The organism is Thermomicrobium roseum DSM 5159, from assembly GCF_000021685.1.
Classification (GTDB): Bacteria; Chloroflexota; Chloroflexia; order Thermomicrobiales; family Thermomicrobiaceae; genus Thermomicrobium; species Thermomicrobium roseum.
Map to the genome: position 1 here is coordinate 540,525 of NC_011959.1, position 18,414 is coordinate 558,938.

Consider the following 18,414-nt stretch of genomic DNA (forward strand, 5'->3'; position numbering starts at 1 on the left):
GCGTCACGGCTCCTTGGCTGGAGTCGGTGTCACGCCAGCCCGGTGATCCTCGTACCGCGCGAGGACGAAGAGCAGCGAGGAGAGCCGGTTCAAATAGGCGAGCAGATGCTCGTTGTGGATGTCCCCATCATGGTAGAGTCGGGCGACGAGTCGCTCTGCTCGTCGTACGACGGTCCGCGCAAAATCCAGCGCCGCACCGGCTACCGTATCGCCGGGTAACACGAAATGGCGTCCGATCGGGACACGAGCGCCGATCGCGTCGATCGTCACTTCCAGATGTTGGACGTGCTCTGCGGTGATACGGTACTTCTCCTGCTCGATGCCAGGAGCGAAAGCCAGTTCTGCCATCATCACATAGAGGTCACGTTGCACGCGGATCAGGGTCTGCTTGGTCTCCTGGTCTTGGGCGAGGGCGCGGGCGAGGCCGATCGCACAGGTGGCTTCGTCCAGGGTGCCGAACGTCTCGGGACGTGGAGCATACTTCGGGACGCGACCACCCAGGAGGTCGGTATACCCCTGGTCCCCTTTGCCGGTATAGAGCACGGCGTGTCCTCCTCTCACTTCTCAGTCCGGTCGAGCGAACTGGCGAGCCGCGACGGTGATGAGCACCAGTCCTAAGCCGAGCACGACAGCTGCATCAGTGAGCGGATCCAGCGGGTGGCCGAAGAGCGTCACACCGAGCTGATCGATAACTGGTTGGGGAACGCCCGATGAGGAGAGGACGACGCGCCTGATGGCGTCGATACCGTAGGTGACCGGATCGAGGCGTGTCAGGATAAGTAACCAGGTGGGCAAATTGTTGAGCGGGTAGAGAGCCCCCGACAAGAAGAGCAGTGGAGTAACCAGGAAGTTCATGATCAGTCCGAACCCCTCTGTCGAACGCATTCGTGCTGCAATCACCAGACCGATGCTGGAGAGCGAGAAGGCGAGAAGAAAAAGAAGAGGGATCAAGAGGAGGATCGTACTGAGGGAGAGTCTGACGCCGATCACGGGGGCCAGGATCAGAAGGAGAAGCCCCTGGAACATCGCGGTCGAGCTTCCACCCAGGGCCTTTCCGATGACGATCGACCAGCGCGGTATCGGTGCGACCAGGAGTTCTTTGAGGAAACCGAACTCCCGATCCCAGACGACGGAAACGGCGCTGAAGATCGACGAGAAGAGGACCGACATGCCGATGATGCCGGGATACAAAAACTGCAAGTAGTCCGGTCCGAACATCGTTCCGCCGAGATTACCCATCCAGGGGGAGAGACCTGCGCCGAAGATGGCCAAGAACAGCAGGGGTTGAGCGAGCCCGCCAGCGATGCGAGTCCGGTCGCGCCAGAAGCGAAGAAGGTCTCGTTGCCAGAGCGTGAGCACGCCGATCGAGGCGCGCAGAAGCGGTGAGGGTGGTCGGACTGGCTCGGTGAGTTCGATCGACGCCATAGCAGCGCGTCCTTTCGATCTTCAACGCCTGGCTCGTATCCGTTCGCGCAGCTGATCGAGGCTCGAGGGTTCTTCGTCGCGGATCTGTCTGCCAGTCAAAGCGAGGAACACATCGTCCAGGCTCGGGCGTCGCAAGCTGACAGAACGGATCGGTACCGAGAGCTGTCGCACCAACTCAGGAATCGTGGGGTACGGTGGGGTACGACTGCGCAACTGGGGTACACCAGCACAACACTCCTGCAAACCACAAACCCCCGCCGGCGACCTGGCCAGCGGGGGTACTCGATCGGCTACACTAGGTGTCGCCGGGTCAGACCCATCCTGACCTGGCCGGTCCCGGCGCTGCTTCCCCAGCGGCCGGGACGCTCTCTTAGTAACGTGCACCCTACCAACCGAGACGAGCGTAATAGCGCCGACCATCGTTGTCAAGAGGCTCACTGTCGCCGGATTTGTTTTCTTCACTATAGGACGCTTGCGTGAAGAAACGAATCGGGTGGCCGTGCACGAGGCCGGCGTCTTTTCACCAGGGTGTTCCACCAGCCTTCTCGTCGCCTGGTGGGGTAGCCGTACCCCACTTGCACCACCGTACCCCAGACCGGTGGACCCTTCAGGGGTAAAGTCGACAAGGTTCCCGGGTCGGCCACTCGGCAGGCTTCGGAAGTGCACGGCTGAATTTTGGGGTTTTAGTGGAAATTTATCATCAGGTTGCCGGCGCTGTAATGGGATGACGGCGTCACCGGTGCACGATAATAGACAGAGCCGTTGTCGAACCGGGATTGGCAACGGGGGTGGTCGTTGGTGGACCGGGGTGGGGTGTCCAGAACGGGACAGGCGGGGAAGCCAGGGTGCGTCACCGGTCATCGACGCTGCCAGTGGCACCCTGGTTGGTCGCTGGGTGCATCCCGGGGGTGTTGTCCGGCGAGCGTTAACGGTTAACGGTCCCCAAAGGATGTTAACCGTTAACGGGGGAGCACTGGTTGGTGCCGGAGAACGACCCCCGGGGGTACCGGCTCAACGGCCGTGCTGTTGCTCCAGCCAGCGGATTAGTTTCTCGGGATACTGCCGCTGCAGCTTGTCGTATCGGAGTTTCATGCACGGTGGACAGATGTATTGGAACCCTTCGGCGTCGATCCGCTTGCCGCAATCGAGACAGGCCGACGGATCAGGCGGGTGGCCGTTCGTCTCCGTCTCCGTGGCCAGGCTTCCTGGGTTGCCTCGACCAGGTGCGTCTACAGGCGTGCTCCGCTGGCGGTAGGCCTTCATCTGGCAGGTCCGGCTGCAGTAACGTGCCGGTTGACCCCGGCCTGACCAGGTGAAGAGCTGGCCACACACTTCGCAGACGGCGTTTTTCGCATCGGGAAGCCAAGCGTGATGTTTTTCAGCTTCCCCGGCGGGGGTGTGTTCGTCGTTTTGGGCTTCGTGAAGCCAAGTGTGATGTTTTCCGGCTTCCCCGCCAGGGTCTTGTGCGTCGATTTTGGCTTCACGATGCGGAGTGTGATGTTTTCCGGGTCCAGCGTTAACGTTAACAGCAGTATTATCCGTTAACGTTAACGAAGCTTGCTCCTGGTCGTCAGGCGAGTGTCCTGGGGTACCCGGTAGCGACCAAAGGTGTTCTCGTCCGACCGTTCCCGTAACGACCACCCGGCCGAGTCCCTTGAGCCGGGAGAGCTTGGCCTTGACGCTCTTCGGGTTCGCCTCGAGCCGGTCGGCGATTTCCTGAGCGGTGGAGGGTCCATGCTCTTTGAGCACTGCGATGATCCGACTCTCCAAGCTGGCTCGCTCGACCAGGGGACCGGTGGTGAGAGCGACCGGGGTCACCGTCACCAACCCCTCCCCGAAACTAAGCTTCACGCCGATCTCCCCCTGCAGCGGTCCCAGGTTGTTCTTCGTGTTCCGCAGGATAACCCAGGCTTCCCCGGGTTGCGATTCGACCAGCTCCGACTGCCAGACGACCCGGCTCAAGTTGTACTTGTAGACCGAGCCGAACGGCGTCTTGTCCCGGTAGTCCTGGCCAGGTTGGAGTTTGGCCTGGTGGTCCACCAGCAGCAGGCCGCCAGGGTTCAGGGAGCGAAGGTTTCGGAAAACCTGCACCACGGCCTGAGCCTTCTCCAGGTCGGTGATGGCCGCTGCTCCGACCGAATCCACGATCACCAACCCATCGGGATGAGCGGCCACCCAGTCGACTAGGACGGCTTCGGCATCCCGGGGGGACAGGTCAGCCAGCTGGACATACTCGAAGACCTCTGGCACGTCCGCCAGTCCTAAGCCGATTGCCAACCGTCTGGCTCGGCGATGCTGCTCAGTCTCATCCAACTCGAAATCGGCGAACAGTGTTGGTCGCTGCACCGTTGGCTTGCCGAGCCAGGGGACACCAGCAGCGACCGCCAGCCCGGCCAACAGCGCCAAATAGCTCTTCGCCGACCCGCCGTTCCCGTAGATCAACGCTGGTAGGCCTTCGGGGATGACGTCAGCCACCAGCCAGGGACGCAACGGTGGGGTTTCTCGGCCGGTGAACCGGACCGGCTTGCGGACAGGGTGGCCGCCACTGTCGGTCGATTGCTGGTGGCCGTTCCCGGCGACCAGGGTCGGGTTCACCGACCACTTGCTGGATGACCTGGCAATCTCCACCAGCTCCTGGTCCGGCAACGGCACTTCACACCGCCGGTTCATCTGCTGGAGGACGGTCAAGATTTCGTCCGGTTCGAGATGACCGACACCCCGCAGCCAGCCGGCGACCCGGACCATGGTGTTGTGGCGGTTACCGACCGGGATAGTGGTTTTGAGTGTCTCGGCCAGCGATGGTTGTCCCAGTGGTCCCTGCTGGTGGCCGTTGTCGGTTGGCCAGGGTAGGTCGGCCGGCTCCAGCTGTAAGGCATTGGTCGGGTCGAACGACAGCCACTCGTAATCCTGGGTCGCATCCGGCTTGTAGCGCCGGCTCGGTGGAGCGTAGACGAGGCTACCACTGCCTTTGATGTCACCCCACTCATGTCTTTGGGTACGGACTGGCTGGCGACTGCGGCAATAGACATGCAACCCGTTGCGTTGGCTTTCAGCGACCAGTCCGTGGCGCCAGCCGGGGTGCGTTGCGTCGAGCCAGCGTTCGGCTTCGACACGATGCTGATGCTCGACGTCGAGACACCACCAGAAGCCGCCGAAGGTCGTCTGGTGGCCGCAGATGACGGCGACGCCGTCGGCCTTCGACCACGGCCACCCTTCGACCTCCTCAGGCTCCGGCAGGCGCTGCTGGTACACCTGCCAAAGGATCAGCGGTCTTCCCCGATAGGCGGGGATGGCTGGCAAGCCGAGCGCCTGGTACTTTTGAGCAGCTTGACGTAAGATATCAGTAGTGATCGTCATGATACCCTCCATTCGGTTGGCGGCCAAGGGGGTTACCCTTGGCCGTTGTTTTGCAGTCAGGCATCAGCGGATCAGAACGGACCGGACTGCGTACGGCCATTCCGGATACGGACAAGCCTCGAACATCCGAAGCGGCACGGTCAATTCGCCGTCAGTGCCGATCGTCGCCACCCGGTCGACTCTGGCCAGTTCGATTCGGTAGGCTTTGCGCTGGTCGTCGAATCTGATGATCCACCAGCGAACACCGGCCGCCAGCAGATGCAGGTAGACGGGAAGAGGCAAGCTCGGCGTCCTAAAGGGCCGACCCTTGTAGGGAACGCCGAAGATCAGCTCGCCATCGTCGTTGCGGCAGATTTTTCCCAAACAGACGATTCGACCGTGTTTTCGGTACTTGATAGCGTAGGGTAGCGTAGGCGATACTGCGACTGTCATCACACACCTCCTTTGGTTCGACCGACCCGGTGGTGGCAGCACCGGGTCGGTTCAGTCATCCGTCCGTCGCACCGTTGGCTTGCTCACTAGTCCATCCTGTTCCTCCTCTCTGGCTAGCCGCTCACGGATGAGCCGAAGCACTGCCTGGCAAATCGCCTGGTCGGTCGTGGCCACGACCGCCTCAGGTTCGAGTTGGCCGGGTCGGAATCGGCTAACCTTGACGACCAGCATCATGAACCTCCTTGCAACGACTGGACCCCGGTCATCGACCGGGGTCCTGCAATTGACCTTCTACTTAATTAGAACGCTTGAGCGGGGGAGTTGGTTGACAAACCCCCTAGGCAATGTGTTCGGTATTTACCCCCGATTCCGGCGCAGGCGTTTCGCCACCCGCCGGTGACCCGTGGCAGTCATCGCCTACCGGCCAGCAGGCTGCAGTCCCATGCCAGGCGGTTGGGTGCACGGTCCGGGTTGAACCAGCGGCCGTGCACCCCCTGGTCATGGCTCACCCAGCCAACACCCGCTCGATCGCCTCGGTGACCCGCCGGCCGTCGGAGATGCAGTGGCTATAGACCCGAGCTGTGATGGAGACATTCGCATGACCCAATTGTCGGCTCACCTCAGGCAGGGGAACGCCGGCCAACAAGGCCAAGCTGGCCGAGGCGTGCCGCAGCGAGTGGTGCCGGAGCGGGGGGACACCAGACGCCTTGCAGATTCGCTGCACGGCAGCGGCGACCCGGCTAGGGGAAAGCGGCTGGCCGTTTGGTCCCGGGAAGACCAACCCGTGTTCCTGCCAGGCCGGTCCAGCCTGGAGCTTCAGCTGTGCTACCAGTGCCTTCTGTCGCCGGAGTAGCCGTATCCCTTGTTCCCCGACGTAGATGGTCCGTCGACCAGCTCTGGTCTTGGGTTCTGTCTCCACCCATCGGCCGGCAATCCACTGGCCGGAGCGGACGACGCTGAGTTGACCAGTCTGGAGGTCGATATCCGACCAGCGCAGCGCCGTGATTTCCCCCCGCCGCAGTCCGCAGAGAAGGGACAACCCCACCAGGCCGGCGTAGGGGTCGTCGCTCTCCAGGCAGTACCGGAATAGGCGAGCCAAGGCATCGGCATCAGGTAATTCGATTGGCGGCGCCTGGTAGGCCGGTGGGACGACCCGGTCGCAAGGATTCTGACCGAGAAAACCCCATCGGATACCCACAACGAAGCAGCGATGCAGGAGCCGAAAAGTCAAGTTGGCCGACCGACCGGAAAGGGAATCGAAGAATCGCTGTAGGCGGTCTGGGGTGAGTTTCGACAGCTGTACCCGGCCGAGGACCGGGTAGACGTGGTGCTCCAGATGCCACCGGTAGTCGTAGTACGTCTTGGGTTTCCAACGCTTGCGTTCCGTCGCAAGCCAGCGTTCGCAGAGTTCCCGAACCGTCACCCGTCCCACCGGTGGTGCCTGGTCGATGGCCAGCTTGCGTTCCAGTTCGGCCAGCTTCTGCCGGACTTCCGTTTCCGTCCGGCCGTAGACCGAGAAACGTCGTCCGTCCCGCTGCAGCCGAGCTTCGAACAAGCCGCTCTTGCGTCGGCGGATCGTGGCCATGGAACACCCCCCTTTTCGTCAGAGAGCGTCCCCGGCTGCTGGTGGGGTATGCGTGGGGTACGGCGTCGAGATGGCCGTGCTGGTGGGGAATCCTAGGAGCGGATCTGTCTGCCAGTCAGAGCGAGGAACACATCGTCCAGGCTCGGGCGTCGCAAGCTGACAGAACGGATCGGTACCGAGAGCTGTCGCACCAACTCAGGAATAAAGGTGTCGCCTCGCTCCACTTCCACGCGGAGTGTCCCATCGACGACCAGGGGCTGGAGACTAAAACGCTCGCGCAGCTCCGAGGCAGCTCGCGCATCGTCGGCTGTCGCCAGGACGATGATGTCTCGGCCGACGCGTGCCTTCAGCCGGTCGGGCGTATCGAGTGCGATGACGCGGCCGTGATCGATGATCGCCACCCGGTCACATTGCTCCGCTTCTTCCAAGTAGTGCGTCGTCAGGAACAAGGTGACGCCAGTCTCGCGACGCAACGTTTCCAAATAGGACCAAATTTGTCGGCGCGTCTGTGGGTCCAAGCCGAGCGTCGGTTCATCGAGGAAGAGGATTTCGGGACGATGGAGTAATCCCCGCACCAGTTCGAGCCGCCGTTTCATCCCGCCAGAGAACGTGCGGACGAGCTGGTGGCGACGGTCCCACAGTTCGACCAGGCGGAGAAGCTGTTCGGCACGTTGCCGCCAGAGAGTACCCGGGACTCCATAGACGCGGGCATGCAAAGCGAGATTCTTCCACGCGGTCAGCTGGGTGTCCAGACTGGGATCCTGGAAGATGATGCCGATGCGTTCACGAACGCGGTGGGGTTCGCGGACAACATCACAGCTCGCGACACGCGCTCGACCACTGGTGGGGCGAGCCAGCGTGCAGAGGATGTTGATCGTCGTCGTCTTGCCAGCTCCATTGGGACCGAGAAAGGCGAAAAATTCTCCGCGTGCGACCGTGAAGTTGATCCCGGCAACCGCAGTGACGTCCCCGTACTGCTTGACTAGTTCGTGCACTTCGATCGCTGCTGTCATAGGCGGTCGCTCCCGGTCGATCGCTCGCTCACTCGTCGAAGTGTACCGCCCGTCGCTGACCGGATGAGGAAGCAGGTGACTTCTCGAGTCGGGAGCGACCGAGCTTTGACCCCCGAACCGTTGGTCAGTGGTGCACAGTGGAGACTGTTGCGGTTTTCCGTCGGTGCGCCGGTGCAAGAGGCAAAACAGTCTTCAGGGCTCGATCGGCAGTTGGGGTCCTCGAACACGCAGTCGTCGACAGCGGGGGCGCAGAGTGTTCCTGTAAACGGATAGCAGATAGCAGAGCGAGCGGATCGTCGGATCGAACGAACGAACTGACGCGGTGCGCGACGAAGGATGGCTGGAGAAGGCTGGGATGGGGCGAAGCGAGTTGCTGGTCGAGGACGGGAAGGAGAGCCAAGTGCGCGTCGACAGCGCGCAGCCGAAGGCAACGCCAGACGAAGTCGCTGGACAGCGTGACGCTGATGGGCGGGGGCGCATCAGCTTCTGCTGTGGCAAGTATCGGTTCATCGCCTCCGCATTGGAGCCAGCTGGCGCCAGGCACCTTAGCGGACGCGGTGCCTCCGTGCTGGACCTCGATGTGGGAGCGTCTGAGCCATCCGCCCGACGGAGATCGCCCGCGCTGTGGAGTTACGTGCCGAGGGGCCCGACTGCTGATCCCGTGGGCTTCGGTGGATTGCGAGATCAACCGCGAACAGCGGCTCGGAGGCTCGACCATTAGACCGCTCCATGGGTTGTGATGACGAGGGTTGGGAGCGCCTTGTTACGGCATTGTAACCCTTTTTGTCGACATGTAGGAGATTGTGTCGGTGGAGGAGCGGTAGACTACCCGGGGAGAGTAGGATGCAGTGGCGAATCCTCAGCGCCTGGTTTGCACTGCTCGTCGTTGGCGGAGCCAACGCAATGCTTTTCTGGTCGAGCTTCAATCGAGTGGTCGGTGGGTTCGGAACTGGGCGTGATTGGCTGGGACTGGTGGGCGGACTTTTCGGTGTGCTGGTGAGCTTGGTCGTGGCTCGCTGGTATCTCCAGCGTACTGGTGCGCTGGTCGGTGGGATGGAGAAGCGTGCAGTCGGAGACACGGCAGGGGAAGGAACGGGAAGGAGGGGACAGCATGTCGGGCAGAGCCGGTCAGAAAGATGAGCGATCCGAGCAGCATCCGGTCGGAACGCTGTTTTTGACCCTGCTCATGCTGATCGTGATCGTGGGCATCTGGCTCACCGTCTATTTCGACATGCTGGGACGGGGGTGAGGGATGCGGATCGAGGCATACGAACGAATCTTCATGATCTTGGCTGGGCTGATGCTCGTGCTGGGTATCGTCGGGATCGGGATCGGTGCACTGGTCGCGGGGGTACACGTTCCGTCACCGGCCGGGCGGATCGATCCGCGTGCACTCTCCACGACCCCACCCTTCGATCAGCCTGGCCTGCGTGATCTGGGTGGTGGCAAGTACGAAGCCGTGGTCATCGCCCGGGCCTGGCAGTTCCAGCCCGATGAGATTCAGGTTCCCGTCGGGGCGACGGTGACGTTCACGCTCGCCAGTCCCGATGTCATTCATGGTTTCGTTCTCACCGGTACGAACGCGAACGTCATGGTGATTCCGGGTCAGATCTCTCAGGTGACGGCGCGTTTCGACCAGCCCGGTGAATATCTGTGGGTCTGTCACGAATATTGCGGCTTCGGGCATCACCAGATGTACGGGAAGGTGGTGGTGCGATGAGCGCGACAGCACGCGCGCGGACAGTGGCGGGCGGGGGAGCGGTCACTCACGAGGGAATCTTTCTTGCCGAACAGTTGTGGCCGATCAAGGGGCAACTGGTACTGGCGCTGATCGGCCTCGCGATCGGCGGGCTCATGGGCTTGATGCAGGCACTGGACCGTGTGGGAATTGTCATCTACAAAGCGATGCTCATGCAAACCTACTATCAAGGCTTGACGATCCATGGGGTCTTGCTCGCCTTTCTCTTCACGTTTGCCTTCAGTAACGCCTTCGTGTCGTTGGTGGCGATCCGTGGATTCGAGCGCCCCCTGGCGAGCACGTTCTTGGCCCAGGGAGCGTTTTGGACGATGCTGGTCGGGACGTTATTGGCCGCGTATGCGATCTTGACCAATCAAGCGACAGTCCTCTTCACCTTCTACGCCCCGATGCGTGCGAGCTCCCTCTTCTTCCTCGGCGCAGCGCTGCTGGTCATCTCGACGCTGCTCACTGCGCTCAACCTCGTGCTCACGCGCCGTGCCTGGCAGCGCGAGCATCCCGGGGAACGCACCCCGCTGCTCGGTTTCGTGGGTGTGGTGACGTACGTGATGTGGGCGCTCGCCTCGTTGGGCGTGGTGGTACTCGTCGTGTTCTTCCTTTTGCCGTGGTCGCTCGGCTGGCTCAAAACGACCGATCCACAGTTCAACCGAATATTGTTCTGGTATACCGGGCACGCGATCGTCTATTTTTGGCTGATGCCAGCGTACATTTCCTGGTATCTCATGGTTCCGCGTCAGGTTGGTGGTCGCGTCTTCAGCGATAGCTTGGTGCGGTTGGCTTTCATCCTTCTGCTCGTCTTCTCGGTACCGACGGGGCTTCATCACCAATATGTCGATCCTGGTATTCCCACGGTCATGAAGGTCGTCCATCTCTTCACGACGTTCTCGGTCGTCTTCCCGAGTCTAGTGACGGCGTTCACGGTCATGGCTGCGCTGGAGGATGGTGGACGCGCCCGTGGTGGCACAGGTCTGCTCGGGTGGATCTGGAAGCTTCCCTGGGGTGATCCGAGTGTGGCTGCGCAACTCCTGGCGATGCTCGTCTTCATCCTCGGCGGGGCTACCGGCATCGTCAATGCGAGTTACAACCTGAATAATGTCGTCCACAACACGTCGTTCGTTCCTGGACACTTTCATATGACGGTCGGCACGGCCGTTACGCTCTCCTTCATCGGCATAAGCTACTGGCTCATTCCCTTCTTGACGGGGCGCGAGCTCATGGGGCGCCGTCTCGCACTCGCGCAGGCGTGGCTCTGGTTCGTCGGTGTCTTGCTTTTCGCCCGCGGGCAGATCGCCGCTGGTCTCCTCGGCGAACCTCGGCGGTCGTCGATCGGCGAAGCTCCTTATCGTGATCTCATCAGTGCTGGTTTGGACAACTGGCTGACGGCGATCGGTGGTACGCTGATGGTGATCAGCGGCCTCCTGTACTTCATCGTCGTCCTGTGGACGGTCTTTGCTGGTCGGCGTCTCACTCAACCGCTGGAGATCCCGGTTGCTGAAATGCGCTTCGGTGCGCGGGAGACTTCACCGCGACTGGACCAGCTCGGCTTTTGGTTCTTGATCGCAGTTATCCTGGTGGCGATCGCGTACATTCCGACTATTCTCCTCTATCTCCCCCTGCAGAGCGTTTCGCCGCCGATCAAGGTGTATTGAAAGGCATACGTGCGACGGTCGAGGGGCGGTGAGCAACTCACCGCCCCTTTCTTCATTATTTTCTCATTGGTTCGCGCAGTGCACGATCAGAAGAGCAGTTCAGCCGCTCTCGGCTCGCGACTGCTTCCGGATAGCGAGTCGTGCCAGGTACTCTGCTGGGTGTCGCCCTCTTTTGACAACGTGCTTCCGGTACCTCAGTCGAGACGTGTTCGCGTACGGGTCACCTGCCCTGCGAGCGGACACCAGTGAAAACGACCAGTTATCCGCGATCTTCAGGAGCGCCGCCCGGCCATGACGATGCCCCAGATGCTCGGCATCTCGCCAACGGGAACCTCGATCAAGATGGGTCGGGGATTCCGAACGGTATCGGCGACGATGTCGCGAAGGGCTTCTGGAGTGGAAACGCGCACTCCCTCGATACCGAAGCTGTGGGCGAGCGCGACGAAATCCGGATTGTAGAGCTCGGATGCGATGTAGTGCCCACCGAATCGTTCCTTCTGGATCCGGCGGACGTTCCCAAAGGCGTTGTCGTTGAAGACGACCGTGATCACGTCCAGGCGATGCTGCACCATGGTAGCGAGTTCAGGCAGGTTGTACAGAAATCCTCCATCGCCGTTCAGCGAGAGAACCGGCCGATCAGGGTTGCCCGCTTTCGCCCCCAAAGCTGTCGCAAAGCCGAAGCCCAGAGTCCCCTGATATCCCGACGTGACGAAGGTGCGTGGTCGATAGACCGGGAAAGCGTTCCACGTCCAGTAGCCGACCTGGGTACTCTCGCTCACCACGATGGCTTCTTCGGGGAGCGCCTCGCGGAGCGCCATCGCGAACGATGCTTGGGGTTGGACTTCCCAGAGCAGATCGAAGACTCGTTCCTTGAGAGCGCGCAGTTCCGCCCGTCGCGAGTCACGTTTTTGGTTATAGAGCGGAACTCGCTCCAGGAGTGCCGAAAGCGCTCGTTTGGCGTCGGCGACGATGCCGATCGTCGGGGGATAGTTCCGACCGATCTCGTCCGGGTCGATATCGATCTGAATGACCGCTTGGTGACGAGGTCCCCAATCCGAGGTCGCTGGCTGGAGGAAGCGGGAGCCGACGATGAGTATGACATCGGACTCCGGAACGAGTTCGCGGGCAGCGATGATGTTGTGGGCGAGGTCATGCCGGTCGTCGAGGGCCCCTTTCCCGTCCATCGTGAGGACGACCGGTGCTTCGAGGAGTTCGGCCAGCGCCCGCAGTTCTTCCCAGGCTTCGGCGGCGAGGATACCGCCACCCGCGAAGATAAGCGGTTTTTGGGCCGTACCCAGGAGTTGGGCGGCCCGTTCGATCAGCTCGGGATCCCCGTCAGGTGGGAGAGGACGTGTCGCTGCAATCGTTTCCACCTCAGCAGTCGCCTGCAGCACATCGGGTGGTATTTCGAGCGCAACGGGCCGGGGGCGTCCGCTCCAGAGCTGAACGATCGCCTCATGGGCGAGTGCGGGGATTTGGCTGGGATGCATCGCTCGGGCAGCCCATTTCGTGACCGAGCGGAGCGCCTCCAGCTGACGAGGAATCTCGTGCAGAAACCCTCGCCCCTTTTCGATCTGGTCCGAAGGGATTTGTCCGGTGATGCAGAAAACGCGCGAATTGCAGGCGTAGGCCGTGGCCAGCCCAGCCATGGCGTTGAGCACGCCTGGGCCGGGAACGACCAAGCAGACGCCCATCTTGCCGGTGGTGCGAGCGTAGCCGTCGGCCATGTAGCTCGTGGCTTGTTCGTGTCGTGTGTGGATGACGCGGATCCGGTCGCGCGCCTCGTAGAGGGCATCGAAGGCCCAGTCGAGTTGGACACCGGGAAGTCCGAAGACGATCTCGATCCCTTCCTCGAGTAGTTGCGCGACCAGCGCCTGACCTCCGGTCAGCACGGGCATTGCGTTGCTCCTCTCGCACGTCGCATTCGACCCGAACGACGATATGTGCAGCGCTGCGTCGCGTCATTCTGGCCAGCGGTGCCGGGAAACGATGACGTGGCTGACTGCGCCACGCGCTTCATTCTAATGCACGGAGCAGGTTATTCGTTCCATCGTTTTTGGTGCCCGCTGGTACCGTCGCCGCTTGCACGGGTTCGCTCGTTGTCGGGGAGGGCTCGTTCGTCAGCCTGGAGAAGGTAGCCACTCGATCGCGGAAAGGAAACCGAGAAGGAGCTCGTTGAAGGCATCGGGGTTATCGACAGGCGCACCATGTCCGGCGCGAGGAACCTCAGCGATCTGCGCGTGAGGAAGCAAGTCAGCGAGGGCGAAGATCGTCCGGCGATAGCCTGGCTGGGTCTCGGCGCCATAGACGAGGAGCGTGGGGCAATCGATCGCGGCGAGCGGAACCGGACCGGGGTCGAAGGCGAGAACGGCGTCGATCCAGGCTGGCGTACTAAAAATATTGCGCCGCCACTCCTCGAGTCGGCGCTGACCGGCCTTCTCTGCCCAATTCGGTCCGAGGCGGGGCCCGAGGAAATGGGCCAAGGCTTCGTCGATCCGGCCTGCTGCCAAGAGTTCGCGAACCAGGGCAGCCGAGTGCCGGAGCCGCTCACGCTCTTCTTCTCCGGCGAGTGCTGGAAGAGAAGGTTCAACGAGGACCAGCCCATGAATGCGGTGGGGACGCATCAGGGCCAGGGCGAGCGCGATGGTCGCACCCAGGGAGTTGCCCAGGACGACCGCACGATCGATCCGTTCAGCGAGCAAGACGGACTCCACGTCGAGGGCGGCTTCTTCGATGGTCTGATGCGGCATGGGTGGCGGGCTGTTCCCATGCCCACGCAGATGGGGAAGCAACCACTGGAACTGTGGAAGCCGAAGCACTTGGTGAACCCAGTTTGACGTGCCGACGAGCACGCCGTGAAGGGCGAGGATCGGCGGGCCGGCCGATCCGACCCGCCGCTCGTACGCGATTTTGGTGCCGTTCGGTGTAGTTGCCCACGCCAGTTCGGTGACGCTCATCGCGTTCAGCCTTCGAGCAGCAGGCGTTCTGGGTCCTCGATGAGTTCTTTCACGCGGACGAGGAAAAGCACAGCTTCCCGACCGTCCACGATCCGATGGTCATACGTGAGGGCAACGTACATCATCGGGCGAATGACGATCTCGCCGTTGACCACGACCGGTCGTTCCTCGATCTTGTGCATCCCGAGGATGCCGACCTGAGGGGGATTGAGAATCGGGGTCGAGAGGAGAGAGCCGAAAACGCCGCCATTGGTGATCGTAAAGGTTCCACCGCTGAGTTCCTCGAGCGTCAGTCGTCGTTCCCGTGCCTTGCGGGCGAGTTCTTCGATCTCGCGCTCGATCTCCGCGAACGACTTACGGTCCGCGTCGCGGACGACGGGCACGACGAGTCCTTCATCGGTCGCGACGGCGATTCCGATGTCGTAGTAATATTTGACGACGATCTCGTCACCCTGGATCTCGGCGTTCAACAAGGGGAAAGCTTTCAACGCACCGACGACAGCTTTGGTGAAGAATGACATGAAGCCGAGGCTCACGCCGTAGCGTTCCCGGAACTGCTGGCGCCACCGGTTGCGAAGGGCGACCACGGCACTCATGTCGATCTCGTTGAAGGTCGTCAGCATCGCTGCGGTGTGCTGGGCCTCGACCAACCGCCGGGCGATCGTCTTGCGTCGCTGGCTCATCCGAATGCGTTCTTCGCGGCGTCCGGCAGCAGAGAAGGGCAAGACAACCGGTGCCTCCGGTGGTGTGACACCTGGTGCCGGTGGTGCGGCTGGCGGTGGGGCCGCTGCGACTGGCTGGGGAGCCGCACCGTCAGCCGGTCGGGCGGCTGCTCCACGCTGAGCAACGTAACGGAGCACGTCCTCCCGAGTGACCCGACCACCTTCGCCGGAAGCAGGTACCTCAGCGAGGTCGATACCGTATTCCTCGGCCAGTCGCCTGACAGCTGGCGTCGCCCTAACCGCTGGTCCGCCGGCGGGTTGCGCCGGTTGCGACGCTGCGGCTGTCGTGACCTCGGGCAAGGGAGCTGGCTCTCGTGCTCTGCCCGCTTCGGCAGGGGTTTCCTGAACGGGAGCAGTCACCTGCGCGGTCTCCTCGATCAGTGCGATGACCTCGCCGACGGTCACCGTTTCTCCCTCGCGCTTGAGGATGTGCTGGAGAACACCAGCTCGATCCGCTGTCACTTCGACGTTGACTTTTTCGGTTTCCAACTCGACGAGCACGTCGCCTGGGTTGACCGGATCACCTTCGCGTTTCCGCCAGGCGCCGATGACTGCCTCGACGATCGACTCGCCCATCTGCGGCACACGAACCTCGATAGCCATCGTCTACCCTCGCGTTCGGTTCATGCCGGAACAGCAGGTTCAGGTACGCCAGCGAATGCTTCGGCGATGATCCGTGCCTGCTCCTGCTCGTGCATTTCGGCGAACCCTTCAGCCGGACTTGCACGCTCTGGCCGACCGATGTACCGCAGAGTCCGCCCGTTGAGCAAGGGTTGCAGACGCGGTTGCATATAGGTCCATGCTCCCATATTCTTCGGCTCTTCCTGCAGCCAGACGACATCGCGCGCATTGGGATACTGCCTGAGAATCGCTGCGAGTTCATCACCCGGGAAGGGATAAAGTTCCTCGACGCGAACGATGGCCACATGGCTGGCGGTAGCGGCGAACTGGCTCGTGACCAAATCGACGTAGACTTTGCCGCTGCACAAAATGAGTCGCGTCACGTCATCCGGCCGTTGGCGGGCGGTGGGGTCATCGAGAACGGGCTGGAATCGGCCCTCAGCGAGTTCGCGCATTGGTGACATGGCACGCGGATGACGCAGGAGACTCTTCGGCGTCATGACGATGAGCGGACGCGGGTCCACCGTGCGCAGGATGGCCTGGCGTCGTAGCAGATGGAAGTACTGGGCAGCTGTCGTGCAATTGGCGATTCGCACGTTATCTTCGGCAGCGAGCTGGAGGAAGCGCTCCAACCGCGCGCTCGAGTGCTCCGGGCCCTGGCCTTCGTAGCCGTGTGGCAAGAGGAGGACGAGCGCCGAGCGCTGGCGCCACTTGGCCCATCCACTGACGATGAACTGGTCGATGATGACCTGCGCCACATTGGCGAAGTCGCCGAACTGCGCTTCCCAGAGCACGAGCGCATCCGGAGCCTGGACGCTATACCCATATTCGAACCCGAGCGGGCCAGCTTCCGAGAGCGGACTGTTGTACACGGCGAAGCTCGCCCGAGCTGCCGGCATCTGCTGGAGCGGAATAACACGTTCCCCTGTCTCGAAGTCGTAGAAGGCAACGTGCCGCTGGCTGAAGGTGCCGCGAATAGTGTCCTGGCCAGTGAGGCGAATGGGTATCCCCTCGGCCAAAAGCGAGGCGAAGGCGAGCAGTTCCGCGTGGGCCCAGTCGATCACCTCTTCGCGCTCGACGACCTCGAGCCGGCGCTGCAACTGCCGACGCAGTTTCGGATTCAGATTGAACCCCGCTGGGAGCGTGTGTGCTTGACGATTGAGTTCCTTGAGCGTTTCCAGCGGTACGGCGGTCGCGATCGTCGGCAGCTTGGGTGCACCTGATCCGATGCTTCCGTTCACCTGATCGGCTCGTTGCGCCCGGGTGAGAACTTCTTGGCGGAGATGCTGGAGCTTACCGAACAGCTCCTGCTCGAGAGCAGCTGCCTCGTCTCGCGTCACGATTCCTTCGGCGACGAGTCGCTGGGCCCAGAGTTCACGAACCGTTGGGTGTTCCGCGATCCGGCGATACATCACCGGCTGCGTGAAGGTCGGCTCGTCGCCCTCGTTGTGACCCCACCGACGATAGCCGATCAAGTCGATCAGGACATCCTTGTGGAATCGCTGGCGATAGGCGAAAGCGAGTCGAGCGGCGGTGAGGCAGGCTTCCGGATCATCGGCGTTGACGTGAATGACCGGGATTTCGAAACCGCGGGCAGGATCGGAGGCGTAGAAGGTCGAGCGACCTTCTTGCGGTTCGGTGGTGTAGCCGAGCTGATTGTTCACGATGATGTGAAGCGTTCCGCCAGTCGCGTAACCAGGAATACCGCTCATGTTGAGCGTTTCGGCAACGATGCCCTCGCCAGGGAAAGCAGCGTCGCCATGGATCAAGATAGGTAAGCAGGCATCGACGTCCTGTTCGGGTGCACCCGGTCGGTCGCGTCGTTCCTGGAGAGCGCGTGCCATGCCCTCGACGACGGGATCGACGAACTCGAGGTGACTGGGGTTATGGGCGAGAATGACCTGGAGTTGACCGGCGGCACGGATACCGCCCATGTGGTACTTGACGTCGCCCGTGTAGCCGAGGGTGCCGCCCTCGGTGAGGGCGACAGGTTCCCGGTGATCGAGACCCATGAACTCGGCCAGAATCTGCTCGTACGGCTTGCCCAGTACGTGGGCCAGCACGTTCAGGCGGCCGCGATGCGCCATGCCCATCGCGACTTTCGGGATACCCGTCTCGGCGACCTGGCGAAGGATCTCGTCGAGGATCGGCACGAGCGTATCGGTGCCCTCGATCGAGAAACGCTTCTGCCCGACGAAGGTTCGGTGGAGGAAGCGCTCGAACACCTCCACCGCGGTCAGCCGCTCGAGCAGCGCACGCTTCTCCGTTGGTGAGAGGCGAACGCGATAGCGCTCGGACTCGATCGCTTCCTCGAGCCACTCGCGCTCGGTGCGATCCTGCAAATGGCCGTAATCGTAGCCGATCGTCCCACAGTAGATCTCACGCAAGCGCTCGATCGCTTCGGCTGCATTGCGAGCACCCTGGGCGGCCGGCCCACCGACTAACGTGGCTGGGAGATGCTCGAGGTCCTGCGATGTCAGCCCATGGTAGGCTGGGTCGAGTGCGGGATCACCGGGTGGCGGGCTCCCCAGTGGATCGAGGCGTGCAGCACGATGGCCGCGGTGACGGATCCGTTGCGCAAGCTGAACGACAGCAGCGACCTTCGTAAAATCGAATGCCGGCCCTGCGATCGCAGCGGCCGGCGACGGAGCAGCGAGCTGCTCGAGATGAGGTCCCCACTGCTCGAAGAATGCCCGCCACTCCGGCGTGACGGCCGTCGCATCCCGACGGTAGACCTCGTACAGTTCCAGAATGTAACCAAGGTTCAGGCCGGTTAGCCGCTCGAGTGCCTCTTGCTGATTCACCATGGCACCCACCTCGTCGCTTTCGCTTCGGCACCGAGACTCGGGACACTTCGCCAGGTTCTCGGCCGCATGCCACCGAGCCTGTGGATGCCG

The 18,414-nt window shown here is 62.1% G+C and carries 15 protein-coding genes; 4 read left to right on the forward strand and 11 right to left on the reverse strand.

All coding sequences use genetic code 11. The features are described 5' to 3' along the window. Positions 1-3 precede the first annotated feature (3 nt). From TRD_RS02530 to TRD_RS02560, 7 genes are all read right to left on the reverse strand, one after another. Positions 4-543: a cob(I)yrinic acid a,c-diamide adenosyltransferase gene (locus TRD_RS02530; protein ID WP_012641951.1), complete on the reverse strand. Its 540-nt coding sequence runs from the start codon at positions 541-543 to the stop codon at positions 4-6. Positions 544-564: 21 nt separating this feature from the next. Then, the gene (locus tag TRD_RS02535) at positions 565-1,425 is read right to left on the reverse strand and encodes an ABC transporter permease (protein ID WP_012641952.1); all 861 of its coding nucleotides are present in this window, start codon (positions 1,423-1,425) and stop codon (positions 565-567) included. Between the two features lie 1,011 nt (positions 1,426-2,436). Continuing rightward, a complete protein-coding gene (locus tag TRD_RS02540) occupies positions 2,437-4,782 on the reverse strand; it encodes an AAA family ATPase (protein ID WP_012641954.1) in 2,346 nt (781 codons plus the stop codon). A gap of 63 nt (positions 4,783-4,845) precedes the next feature. Then, on the reverse strand, positions 4,846-5,214 hold the full coding sequence (locus tag TRD_RS02545) for a hypothetical protein (RefSeq protein ID WP_041435927.1): 369 nt from the start codon (positions 5,212-5,214) through the stop codon (positions 4,846-4,848). Positions 5,215-5,265: 51 nt separating this feature from the next. After that, the gene (locus tag TRD_RS02550) at positions 5,266-5,448 is read right to left on the reverse strand and encodes a hypothetical protein (RefSeq protein ID WP_012641956.1); all 183 of its coding nucleotides are present in this window, start codon (positions 5,446-5,448) and stop codon (positions 5,266-5,268) included. A gap of 271 nt (positions 5,449-5,719) precedes the next feature. Further along, positions 5,720-6,799: a site-specific integrase gene (locus TRD_RS02555; RefSeq protein WP_012641957.1), complete on the reverse strand. Its 1,080-nt coding sequence runs from the start codon at positions 6,797-6,799 to the stop codon at positions 5,720-5,722. Between the two features lie 92 nt (positions 6,800-6,891). Beyond that, positions 6,892-7,812 carry a daunorubicin resistance protein DrrA family ABC transporter ATP-binding protein gene (locus TRD_RS02560; protein WP_012641958.1) on the reverse strand — a complete coding sequence of 307 codons (921 nt, stop codon included), beginning with the start codon at positions 7,810-7,812 and terminating at the stop codon, positions 6,892-6,894. Positions 7,813-8,655: 843 nt separating this feature from the next. Between TRD_RS02560 and TRD_RS02570 the strand changes: the two genes are divergently transcribed. From TRD_RS02570 to TRD_RS02580, 4 genes are read left to right on the forward strand one after another with little or no spacing between them, the layout of a single operon-like run. Next, complete coding sequence (locus tag TRD_RS02570; protein ID WP_012641959.1) at positions 8,656-8,952, forward strand: hypothetical protein; 297 nt, start codon at positions 8,656-8,658, stop codon at positions 8,950-8,952. Next, a complete protein-coding gene (locus tag TRD_RS14815) occupies positions 8,924-9,061 on the forward strand; it encodes a hypothetical protein (protein WP_012641960.1) in 138 nt (45 codons plus the stop codon). The genes TRD_RS02570 and TRD_RS14815 overlap by 29 nt, the downstream gene beginning before the upstream one ends. Before the next feature lie 3 nt (positions 9,062-9,064). Further along, positions 9,065-9,532, forward strand: a complete 468-nt coding sequence (locus TRD_RS02575; RefSeq protein ID WP_012641961.1) for a cytochrome c oxidase subunit II — start codon at positions 9,065-9,067, stop codon at positions 9,530-9,532. Continuing rightward, positions 9,529-11,217, forward strand: a complete 1,689-nt coding sequence (locus TRD_RS02580) for a cbb3-type cytochrome c oxidase subunit I (protein WP_012641962.1) — start codon at positions 9,529-9,531, stop codon at positions 11,215-11,217. The genes TRD_RS02575 and TRD_RS02580 overlap by 4 nt, the downstream gene beginning before the upstream one ends. Before the next feature lie 272 nt (positions 11,218-11,489). Here TRD_RS02580 and TRD_RS02585 read toward each other — a convergent pair whose 3' ends face one another. The 4 genes from TRD_RS02585 to TRD_RS02600 all read right to left on the reverse strand — a co-directional run bounded on the left by TRD_RS02585 (position 11,490) and on the right by TRD_RS02600 (position 18,324). Next, the gene (locus TRD_RS02585; RefSeq protein ID WP_012641963.1) at positions 11,490-13,115 is read right to left on the reverse strand and encodes a thiamine pyrophosphate-dependent enzyme; all 1,626 of its coding nucleotides are present in this window, start codon (positions 13,113-13,115) and stop codon (positions 11,490-11,492) included. 222 nt (positions 13,116-13,337) lie between these two features. After that, on the reverse strand, positions 13,338-14,174 hold the full coding sequence (locus TRD_RS02590; protein WP_012641964.1) for an alpha/beta fold hydrolase: 837 nt from the start codon (positions 14,172-14,174) through the stop codon (positions 13,338-13,340). A gap of 5 nt (positions 14,175-14,179) precedes the next feature. Then, on the reverse strand, positions 14,180-15,499 hold the full coding sequence (gene odhB, locus TRD_RS02595) for a 2-oxoglutarate dehydrogenase complex dihydrolipoyllysine-residue succinyltransferase (protein ID WP_012641965.1): 1,320 nt from the start codon (positions 15,497-15,499) through the stop codon (positions 14,180-14,182). 20 nt (positions 15,500-15,519) lie between these two features. Continuing rightward, positions 15,520-18,324, reverse strand: a complete 2,805-nt coding sequence (locus TRD_RS02600) for a 2-oxoglutarate dehydrogenase E1 component (protein ID WP_143714605.1) — start codon at positions 18,322-18,324, stop codon at positions 15,520-15,522. Positions 18,325-18,414: the final 90 nt, after the last annotated feature.

Excerpts from the sequence above, each read along its gene's own strand:
- TRD_RS02535 (WP_012641952.1), bottom strand. The coding sequence starts at position 1,425 with ATGGCGTCGATCGAACTCACCGAGCCAGTCCGACCACCCTCACCGCTT.
- TRD_RS02540 (WP_012641954.1), bottom strand. The coding sequence starts at position 4,782 with ATGACGATCACTACTGATATCTTACGTCAAGCTGCTCAAAAGTACCAG.
- TRD_RS02545 (WP_041435927.1), bottom strand. The coding sequence starts at position 5,214 with ATGACAGTCGCAGTATCGCCTACGCTACCCTACGCTATCAAGTACCGA.
- TRD_RS02550 (WP_012641956.1), bottom strand. The coding sequence starts at position 5,448 with ATGATGCTGGTCGTCAAGGTTAGCCGATTCCGACCCGGCCAACTCGAA.
- TRD_RS02555 (WP_012641957.1), bottom strand. The coding sequence starts at position 6,799 with ATGGCCACGATCCGCCGACGCAAGAGCGGCTTGTTCGAAGCTCGGCTG.
- TRD_RS02560 (WP_012641958.1), bottom strand. The coding sequence starts at position 7,812 with ATGACAGCAGCGATCGAAGTGCACGAACTAGTCAAGCAGTACGGGGAC.
- TRD_RS02570 (WP_012641959.1), top strand. The coding sequence starts at position 8,656 with ATGCAGTGGCGAATCCTCAGCGCCTGGTTTGCACTGCTCGTCGTTGGC.
- TRD_RS14815 (WP_012641960.1), top strand. The coding sequence starts at position 8,924 with ATGTCGGGCAGAGCCGGTCAGAAAGATGAGCGATCCGAGCAGCATCCG.
- TRD_RS02575 (WP_012641961.1), top strand. The coding sequence starts at position 9,065 with ATGCGGATCGAGGCATACGAACGAATCTTCATGATCTTGGCTGGGCTG.
- TRD_RS02580 (WP_012641962.1), top strand. The coding sequence starts at position 9,529 with ATGAGCGCGACAGCACGCGCGCGGACAGTGGCGGGCGGGGGAGCGGTC.
- TRD_RS02585 (WP_012641963.1), bottom strand. The coding sequence starts at position 13,115 with ATGCCCGTGCTGACCGGAGGTCAGGCGCTGGTCGCGCAACTACTCGAG.
- TRD_RS02590 (WP_012641964.1), bottom strand. The coding sequence starts at position 14,174 with ATGAGCGTCACCGAACTGGCGTGGGCAACTACACCGAACGGCACCAAA.
- odhB (WP_012641965.1), bottom strand. The coding sequence starts at position 15,499 with ATGGCTATCGAGGTTCGTGTGCCGCAGATGGGCGAGTCGATCGTCGAG.
- TRD_RS02600 (WP_143714605.1), bottom strand. The coding sequence starts at position 18,324 with ATGGTGAATCAGCAAGAGGCACTCGAGCGGCTAACCGGCCTGAACCTT.